This is a genomic window from Aeromonas sp. Marseille-Q7275 (assembly GCF_965119515.1).
In genome coordinates this window covers 87,171-95,752 of record NZ_CBCPLW010000018.1, presented here as the reverse complement: position 1 = coordinate 95,752, position 8,582 = coordinate 87,171, and the positions used below count along the sequence as shown (strand labels likewise).

The 8,582-nt window shown below is 61.2% G+C and carries 6 protein-coding genes; 2 read left to right on the top strand and 4 right to left on the bottom strand.

Annotated elements, in window-relative coordinates:
* Positions 1-248: 248 nt before the first annotated feature.
* Both ACWPWQ_RS16535 and ACWPWQ_RS16530 read left to right on the top strand, forming a co-directional pair.
* A complete protein-coding gene (locus ACWPWQ_RS16535) occupies positions 249-461 on the top strand; it encodes a hypothetical protein (protein ID WP_202047329.1) in 213 nt (70 codons plus the stop codon).
* 417 nt (positions 462-878) lie between these two features.
* Positions 879-1,193 (top strand): hypothetical protein, encoded by a 315-nt coding sequence (locus ACWPWQ_RS16530; protein ID WP_005329198.1) that lies wholly within the window; start codon positions 879-881, stop codon positions 1,191-1,193.
* Here ACWPWQ_RS16530 and ACWPWQ_RS16525 read toward each other — a convergent pair.
* The 4 genes from ACWPWQ_RS16525 to aceE form a co-directional block, all read right to left on the bottom strand.
* On the bottom strand, positions 1,190-2,146 hold the full coding sequence (locus tag ACWPWQ_RS16525) for a GGDEF domain-containing protein (RefSeq protein ID WP_202047330.1): 957 nt from the start codon (positions 2,144-2,146) through the stop codon (positions 1,190-1,192). The two genes, ACWPWQ_RS16530 and ACWPWQ_RS16525, sit on opposite strands and share 4 nt — an antisense overlap.
* Before the next feature lie 129 nt (positions 2,147-2,275).
* Positions 2,276-3,703, bottom strand: coding sequence for a dihydrolipoyl dehydrogenase (gene lpdA / locus ACWPWQ_RS16520; protein WP_025328438.1), 1,428 nt, complete (start codon positions 3,701-3,703; stop codon positions 2,276-2,278).
* Between the two features lie 153 nt (positions 3,704-3,856).
* Complete coding sequence (aceF, locus tag ACWPWQ_RS16515; protein ID WP_202047331.1) at positions 3,857-5,746, bottom strand: pyruvate dehydrogenase complex dihydrolipoyllysine-residue acetyltransferase; 1,890 nt, start codon at positions 5,744-5,746, stop codon at positions 3,857-3,859.
* 165 nt (positions 5,747-5,911) lie between these two features.
* Positions 5,912-8,572 (bottom strand): pyruvate dehydrogenase (acetyl-transferring), homodimeric type, encoded by a 2,661-nt coding sequence (gene aceE / locus ACWPWQ_RS16510; protein ID WP_139439018.1) that lies wholly within the window; start codon positions 8,570-8,572, stop codon positions 5,912-5,914.
* Between the last annotated feature and the right edge of the window lie 10 nt (positions 8,573-8,582).

Sequence of the window (8,582 nt, the reverse complement as noted above, 5' to 3'; positions counted from 1 at the left end):
CAGAGACGGCCGACATCGCCCACCAGCTGACCGCATCCAGCCGCAGTCTGCAGCAGCTCTCCGGCGAGCTCGACAAACTGGTCGGCAACTTCCGGCTATGAGCCCCCACTTTTCCCCCCTCTCACTCAGGGAGCGCAGCCGCGCGCCCTGTTCTTCGACAACGGCAAGCCATGACGCAGCGGCGCCAACTCGACTCAGGAACCCGGCCGAAATACCGCATAATCAGAGGAGAACCAAGGAGAACGGAAATGGGCAAACTGATGATGGTAATGGTACTGGGGGCGCTGTTGTCGGCCTGCAGCAGCGGTCCGGTGCGAGTGCACGGCGCCGATGTCAGTGTGGATGACACCCGGATCCGGGTCTACGATGGCCAACATGATGGCTATTACGATGATGACTATCATGGCGGCCAGCGGGGTCGTTTCTGTCCCCCGGGACAGGCCAAGAAAGGGCGCTGCTAGCGCCTTTTTTTGTGGCTGCCATCTGCCTGCCGCAACCAGGCCTAATGCGGGGGACAGCCCCGAGTCACACGGGATCCCATGCTGGCATCGACCACCATCTCAACCAGAATGCACCTCTCCCCCTGTACCTTGAGCCCCACCATGGGCTGCGCCTTTGATGCCAAACCCGCTCAGGCCTGGCATATCAGCCATTCCATCATGCAGTGACGCCAGTGTGACGCGGCAATGAAACGGCAGCGCCAGCAAGGGCAGATCGCTGCAGAGCACGGTCCTCGCAACCCATGTTCTACCCCATACTTGAGGGAACACCGCATGTTCCCGGTTATGCCAGCGGCAAGTCATGACGCAACGCCACCAACTTCCCCCGATGCCCATGGGGAACGGCAGCATAATCAGGGGAAACCCCAGGAGGTTGTTATGGACAAGCGGATTCTGATGGTACTGCTTGGCGCCTTGCTCACCGCCTGCACCAGTGGCCCGGTACGGGTACACGGCGCAGATTTCAGCGTGGACGATGCCCATATCCGGGTCACTGACGGCTACTACCGCTATCATGGGGGCCATTACTATCGCTATTACGATGACCACCATCACCACGATGGCTATTACCGCCGCTATTACGATGACCGCTACCCTGGTCGCTATTACTACCGCTATGATGATCACCACCATCGCCAGGGCGGCTATCGCACCTTCTGCCCGCCAGGGCAGGCGAAAAAAGGGCGCTGCTAGTACCTTTTTTTGCGGTCGTACATCTGCTTGTCCGCCTGTTGCAACAACAGTTCCAGATCGGGCGGCAGCAGCGGATCATAGTGGGCAACGCCGGTGGAGCAAAGCAGTTGATAGGGCTTGCCCTGCTCCTGGTTGAAGGTCGCCAGCGCCTTCTCGAAACGGGCCAGCACCCGGGGCACCAGCTCCGCCCCTATGCCCGGCAGCAGCACCACGAACTCATCCCCGCCAAGCCGGGCGAAGATATCCGCATTGCGAAACACCCGGGAGAGCAGCAATGCCACCTGGCGCAGGGCATCATCCCCCACCTCGTGCCCCAGGGTGTCGTTGATCTCCTTGAAACGGTTGAGGTCGAGGAACAGCAGACTCGCCTCCCGTCCCTGCCGATGAGAGAGCTGCAGGCACTTCTGCCCCAGCATGATGAAGCCACGACGGTTGGTGATGCCGGTCAGCTCGTCCAGGATAGCCAGTTGAATGGCGGCCAGCTCATGCTCCACCATGCCCGCCAGATCCATCAACAAGGCCCGCTGACGCTCATCCAGCTGGCGCGGCCTGCGATCGATAAGGCAGAGGGTGCCCACCTTGTAGCCACCGGCGATGTGCAAAGGCGCTCCGGCATAGAAACGGATGTGGGGGGCCCCCAGCACCAGGGGATTGTCGGCGAAGCGTGGATCTCGGGTCGCGTCCTCCACCACGAAGATCTCCTCGCCGAGGATCGCATGACCACAGAAGGAGATATCCCGCGGCGTCTCCTGCGCATCCAGACCGCAGCGGGACTTGAACCACTGCCGCTCCTCATCCACCAGGGAGATGAGCGAGATGGGCACCTCGAACATGTTGCGCGCCATCCGGGTAATGCGATCGAAGCGCTCCTCCGCCGTGCTATCCAGGATGGCAAGACGGCGCAGGCCATCGAGTCGCTGTCGTTCTTGTTCGGGTATGGCAGGTGCTTGCATGGGAAGGGTCGGCGGTTGATGACAGAAACCTCAGCATAGCAAATGGCCTCGAACAAATCTCTTTCATCGTCCGGCAACAAAAAAGCCGCTCCTGAGAGCGGCTTTTCATCATGGCAAGGAAGAAGAGACTTACTTCTTCTTCTTGGCCTTGGCGTTCGGCAGGTCGGTGATGGAGCCTTCGAACACTTCGGCAGCCAGGCCCACGGACTCGTGCAGAGTCGGGTGAGCGTGGATGGTCAGCGCCAGATCTTCGGCGTCGGCACCCATCTCGATGGCCAGACCGATCTCGCCCAGCAGCTCACCACCGTTGGTACCGACGATGGCACCACCGATGACGCGGTTGCTGTCCTTGTCGAAGATCAGCTTGGTCATGCCGTCGGCGCAATCGGAGGCGATGGCACGGCCGGAAGCAGCCCAGGGGAAGGTAGCGACTTCGAAGTTCAGGCCCTGTTGCTTGGCTTCCTTCTCGGTCAGACCGACCCAGGCCATCTCTGGCTCTGTGTAGGCGATGGACGGGATCACTTTCGGGTCGAAGTAGTGCTTCTTGCCGGCGATGACTTCGGCCGCCACGTGGCCTTCGTGCACCCCCTTGTGAGCCAGCATCGGCTGACCGACGATGTCACCGATGGCGTGGATGTGCGGAACGTTGGTACGCAGCTGCTTGTCCACTTCGATGAAACCGCGCTCGTTGACGGCAACACCGGCTTTCTCGGCGTCCATCAGCTTGCCGTTCGGCACACGACCGACCGCGACCAGCACGTTGTCGTAGCGAACCGGCTCGGCCGGGGCGTGCTTGCCTTCGTAGGAGACGTACAGGCCGTCTTCACGGGCTTCAACTGCGGTGACCTTGGTCTCCAGCATGATGTTGAATTTCTTGGCAACGCGCTTGGTGTAGATCTTGACGATGTCTTTGTCGGCAGCCGGCACCAGCTGATCGGCAAATTCCACCACGTCGATCTCGGAGCCCAGGGAGGAGTAAACGGTCCCCATCTCCAGACCTATGATGCCGCCACCGATAACCAGCAGCTTGCCCGGTACTGTGGTCAGTTCCAGCGCATCGGTTGAATCCCAGACGCGGGGGTCATCGTGGGGGATGAAGGGCAGCTTCACCGGACGGGAACCGGCCGCGATGATGGCGTTGTCGAAGGTCACTGTGGTCTTGCCGTCGGCACCTTCCACTTCCAGGGTGTTCGGGCCGGTGAACTTGCCGAAGCCGTTCACAACCTGGACTTTACGCATCTTGGCCATGCCGGCCAGACCGCCGGTCAGCTGGTTGATGACCTTCTCTTTCCACAGACGCACCTTGTCGATGTCGGTCTGCGGGGCACCGAAGACGATGCCGTGCTCGGCCAGCGCCTTGGCTTCTTCGATCACTTTGGCAACGTGCAGCAGCGCCTTGGAGGGGATGCAGCCCACGTTCAGGCAGACGCCACCCAGGGTGGAGTAACGCTCGACGATAACGGTATCCAGACCCAGATCGGCAGCGCGGAAAGCAGCGGAATAACCGGCAGGGCCAGCACCCAGTACTACGACCTGGGTTTTGATCTCTTTACTCATCATGACCTCTTTGTCGTTCTATATCCCCGGACAGCACAGTCTTATGCCAAAGAAGGCGGCTGCAGCCGTGAAAAAAACGGGGCAAGTTTATAATTTTGTTAATGAAATGAGAAGTGAAAAGGGCGAGCTCTGTGCTCGCCCTCTCATTTACATTTACAGAACCAGTCGACGAATGTCGGACAGCACGCCACTCAGGGTGGTGATGAAGCGAGCCCCGTCGGCGCCGTCGATGACACGGTGGTCATAGCTCAGGGCCAGCGGCAGCATCAGGCGAGGCACGAACTCCTTGCCGTTCCACTTCGGCTTCATCTCAGACTTGGAGACGCCCAGGATGGCCACTTCCGGCGCGTTGACGATCGGGGTAAAGCTGGTACCACCGATGCCACCCAGGCTGGAGATGGTGAAGCAACCGCCCTGCATGTCGGCAGCGGTCAGCTTGCCGGCACGAGCCTTCTTGGAGATCTCGGCCAGATCGCGGGACAGCTCATGGATGCCCTTCTTGTTGACGTCGCGAACGACCGGCACAACCAGGCCACCCGGGGTGTCTACCGCCACACCGATGTGGATGTACTTCTTCATGATCAGCTTGCTGCCGTCTTCGGACAGGGCGCTGCAGAAGCGCGGGTGCGCTTCCAGAGCCTTGGCGGCCGCCTTCAGGATGAACACCAGCGGGGTGATCTTCACGTCCAGCTTCTGCTTCTCGGCCAGGATGTTCTGCTCTTTGCGGAACGCTTCCAGATCCGTGGTATCCGCTTCGTCGAACTGGGTGACGTGGGGGATCATGGCCCAGTTGCGGTGCAGGGCAGGACCGGAGATCTTCTGGATCCGGGTCAGTTCCAGCTCTTCAACCGGGCCGAACTTGCTGAAATCAACCTTGGGCCAGGCCACGACGCTCATGCCGTTGCCAGTGCCGGTACCGGCAGCCGGGGCGGACTCGGCGCGCTTGACCGCATCCTTCACGTAAGCCTGCACGTCTTCTTTGACGATGCGGCCCTTGCGACCGGAAGCCTTCACCTTGGCCAGGTTGACGCCGAATTCACGGGCCAGACGGCGAACCGCCGGGGAGGCGTGGACGTAGGCATCGTTGGCCACGAAATCGGAGGCAGCGGCAGCCGGGGCAGCAGCCTGAGCAACCGGGGCAGCGGCAGGGGCGGCGGCAACGGGGGCAGCAGCTTGCGCAACCGGGGCGGCGGCAGGAGCAGCACCAGCGACTTCGAACACCATGATCAGGGAACCGGTGGAGACCTTGTCACCCGCCTTCACCTTGATCTCCTTGACCACACCGGCGAACGGCGCGGGGACTTCCATGGAAGCCTTGTCACCTTCCACGGCGATCAGGGACTGGTCGGCTTCGACCTTGTCACCCACGGCCACCATGATCTCGGTGACTTCCACTTCGTCGCCGCCGATATCAGGTACGTTGACCTCTTTGGCAGCGGCGGCGGCCGGAGCAGCGGCCACGGGAGCGGCAGCCTGAACCGGCGCGGCAACGGCAGCAGGCGCGGCGCCAGCCACTTCGAAGACCATCACCAGGGAACCGGTGGAGACCTTGGCGCCGGCGGCAACCTTGATCTCGACCACGCGGCCCGCGAACGGCGCCGGCACTTCCATGGAGGCCTTGTCACCTTCCACGGCGATGATGGACTGGTCGGCTTCAACCATGTCGCCCACGGCGACCATGATCTCGGTCACTTCGACTTCGTCGTCACCAATGTCAGGTACGTGCACGTCTTTGGCAGCGGCAGCAACAGGGGCAGCCGGTGCGGCGGCAACCGGAGCGGCTGCCTGAGCCGGAGCGGCAGCAGCAGCGCCCTCCGCTTCGAAGATCATGATCTGGGAACCGGTGGCAACCTTGTCGCCCACCTTGATCAGGATCTCTTTGACGATACCCGCGGCCGGAGCCGGGACTTCCATGGAGGCCTTGTCACCTTCCACGGCGATCAGGGACTGGTCGAGCTCGACCTTGTCACCCACGGCGACCATGATCTCGGTCACTTCCACTTCATCGGCACCGATATCCGGCACCATAATCTGTTTGGACATTGTGCTTTATCCTCTTACGCGTACGTTTATCGCGTTAACCTTGGCAAGAGCAGGTTCCGGCTCGTTGTTGCCGTCCGGACCCTGTGTGTCCTCTTACCCTTATGTCGCATTAACCTGGGCAAGGCCCTGTCCGGCACGCAAGTCCGGACAGGGCGCTCAATCCTCTTACGCGTACAGCGGGTTAACCTTGTCGGCATCGATGCCGTACTTGGCGATGGCGTCGGCCACAACCTGCTTGTCTACTTCACCACGCTTGGCCAGTTCGGTCAGGGCGGCGACAACGACGTAGAACTCGTTCACTTCGAAGTGACGACGCAGGTTGGCACGGCTGTCGGAACGGCCATAACCATCGGTACCCAGTACACGGTAGTTCTCGGTCGGCACGAAGGCACGCACCTGCTCGGCGAAGGACTTCATGTAGTCGGTCGCGGCGATGGTGGCTTCGGAACCCAGTACGGAGGTGATGTAGGGCACACGGGCGGCCGCAGTCGGGTGCAGCATGTTCCAGCGATCGGCGTCCTGACCGTCACGAGCCAGCTCGTTGAAGGAGGTCACGCTGAACACGTCGGAACCCACGCCGTACTCGCTCGCCAGGATCTGGGCGGCGGTGCGGACGTGACCCAGGATGGAGCCACAACCCAGCAGCTGTACCTTGGCCTTGGTGCCGGCCACGGATTCCAGCTTGTAGATACCCTTGCGGATGCCTTCCTCGGCGCCTTCCGGCATGGCCGGCATGGCATAGTTCTCGTTGAGGGTGGTGATGTAGTAGAAGACGTTCTCCGGCTTCTCGCCGTACATGCGACGCAGGCCGTCCTGTACGATCACCGCCACTTCATAGGCGTAGGACGGGTCATAGGAGATGCAGTTCGGGATGGTGCCGGCCAGGATGTGGCTGTGGCCATCTTCGTGCTGCAGACCTTCACCGTTCAGGGTAGTACGACCGGAGGTCGCGCCCAGCAGGAAGCCACGGGCTTGCTGGTCACCGGCTGCCCACGCCATGTCGCCGATCCGCTGGAAGCCGAACATGGAGTAGTAGATGTAGAACGGGATCATCGGGCAGTCGTTGGTGCTGTAAGAGGTCGCAGCAGCCAGCCAGGAGGACATGGCGCCCAGCTCGTTGATGCCGTCTTGCAGAACCTGACCCTGCTTGTCTTCCTTGTAGTAGGAGACGATGTCGCGGTCTTGCGGGGTGTACTGCTGACCGTGCGGGCTGTAGATGCCGATCTGACGGAACAGGCCTTCCATACCGAAGGTACGGGCTTCGTCGGCCAGGATCGGCACGATGCGCTTGCCGATGGACTTGTCTTTCAGCAGCACGTTCAGGGAGCGCACGAACGCCATGGTGGTGGAGATCTCGCGCGCCTGCTCGCCCAGCAGCGGGCCGAAGGCATCCAGCGCCGGGATTTCCAGCTTGGTGGTGCTCTCGCGCAGACGGGTCGGTACATAGCCCTTCAGCGCGGCACGGCGGGCGTGCAGGTATTTGTGCTCTTCGGTACCCTCTTCGATCTTCAGGTACGGCAGGTTTTCCAGCTGCTCGTCGGTGACCGGCAGGCTGAAACGATCGCGCAGGTGACGCACGGAGCCCAGATCCATCTTCTTGACCTGGTGAGCGATGTTCTTGCCTTCGGCCGCTTCGCCCATGCCATAACCCTTGATGGTCTTGGCCAGGATGACGGTCGGCTTGCCCTTGGTCGCTGCGGCCTTGGAGAAGGCGGCGAACAGTTTGCGAGGATCGTGACCACCGCGGTTCAGGGCGAAGATCTCCTCGTCGGTCATGTCTTTGACCAGGGCGGCGGTTTCCGGGTAACGGTTGAAGAACTGCTCACGGACGTAGGCGCCGTCGCGGGACTTCATGGTCTGATAGTCGCCATCCACGGTTTCGTTCATCAGCTGGATCAGCTTGCCGGAAGTATCTTTCTTCAGCAGCTCATCCCACTTGCGACCCCAGATGACCTTGGTGACATCCCAGCCGGCGCCTGCGAACAGGCCTTCCAGCTCGTTGATGACCTTGCCGTTGCCGACAACAGGACCGTCCAGACGCTGCAGGTTGCAGTTGACCACGAACACCAGGTTGTCGAGCTTTTCACGCACGGCAACGGTCAGGGCGCCCTTGGCTTCCGGCTCGTCCATCTCGCCGTCACCCAGGAAGGCGTACACGGTCTGCTCGGAGCAATCCTTGATGCCACGGTCGGTCAGGTACTTCAGGAAGCGAGCCTGATAGATGGCGGCGATGGGGCCCAGACCCATGGATACGGTCGGGAACTGCCAGAAGTCCGGCATCAGTTTCGGGTGCGGGTAGGAAGGAATGCCCTTGCCATCCACTTCCTGACGGAAGTTGTCCAGCTGCTCTTCGGTCAGACGACCTTCGGCGAAGGCACGGGCGTAGATGCCCGGGGAGATGTGACCCTGGAAGTAGACCAGATCGCCACCGTCCTTCTCGCTGCGAGCGCGGAAGAAGTGGTTGTAGCAGACTTCATAGATGGTCGCGGAAGAGGCGAAGGAAGACATGTGACCGCCGAGGTCCAGGTCTTTCTTGGAGGCACGCAGCACTATCATCATGGCATTCCAGCGGATGATGGCGCGGATGCGACGTTCCATCTCCAGGTCGCCCGGGTAAGCCGGTTCGTCGCTGGCAGGAATGGTGTTGATGTAGTCGCGATTCGCCTTTTCAGCCACGTCCACACCGCTGATGCGGGCTTTCTCGGCCAGTTGTTCAAGGATGAACTGAGCGCGTTGCGGACCCTCTTCACGCAGCAGGGATTCCAGAGAGGCAAGCCACTCCAGCGTTTCTATCGGGTCCACATCGTTCTTCAGGATATCAGACATGGCTGGTTCC

What these genes read in the sequence shown, in the direction of transcription:
- ACWPWQ_RS16535 (WP_202047329.1), top strand. Translation starts at nt 249, where the DNA reads ATGGGCAAACTGATGATGGTAATGGTACTGGGGGCGCTGTTGTCGGCC.
- ACWPWQ_RS16530 (WP_005329198.1), top strand. Translation starts at nt 879, where the DNA reads ATGGACAAGCGGATTCTGATGGTACTGCTTGGCGCCTTGCTCACCGCC.
- ACWPWQ_RS16525 (WP_202047330.1), bottom strand. Translation starts at nt 2,146, where the DNA reads ATGCAAGCACCTGCCATACCCGAACAAGAACGACAGCGACTCGATGGC.
- lpdA (WP_025328438.1), bottom strand. Translation starts at nt 3,703, where the DNA reads ATGAGTAAAGAGATCAAAACCCAGGTCGTAGTACTGGGTGCTGGCCCT.
- aceF (WP_202047331.1), bottom strand. Translation starts at nt 5,746, where the DNA reads ATGTCCAAACAGATTATGGTGCCGGATATCGGTGCCGATGAAGTGGAA.
- aceE (WP_139439018.1), bottom strand. Translation starts at nt 8,572, where the DNA reads ATGTCTGATATCCTGAAGAACGATGTGGACCCGATAGAAACGCTGGAG.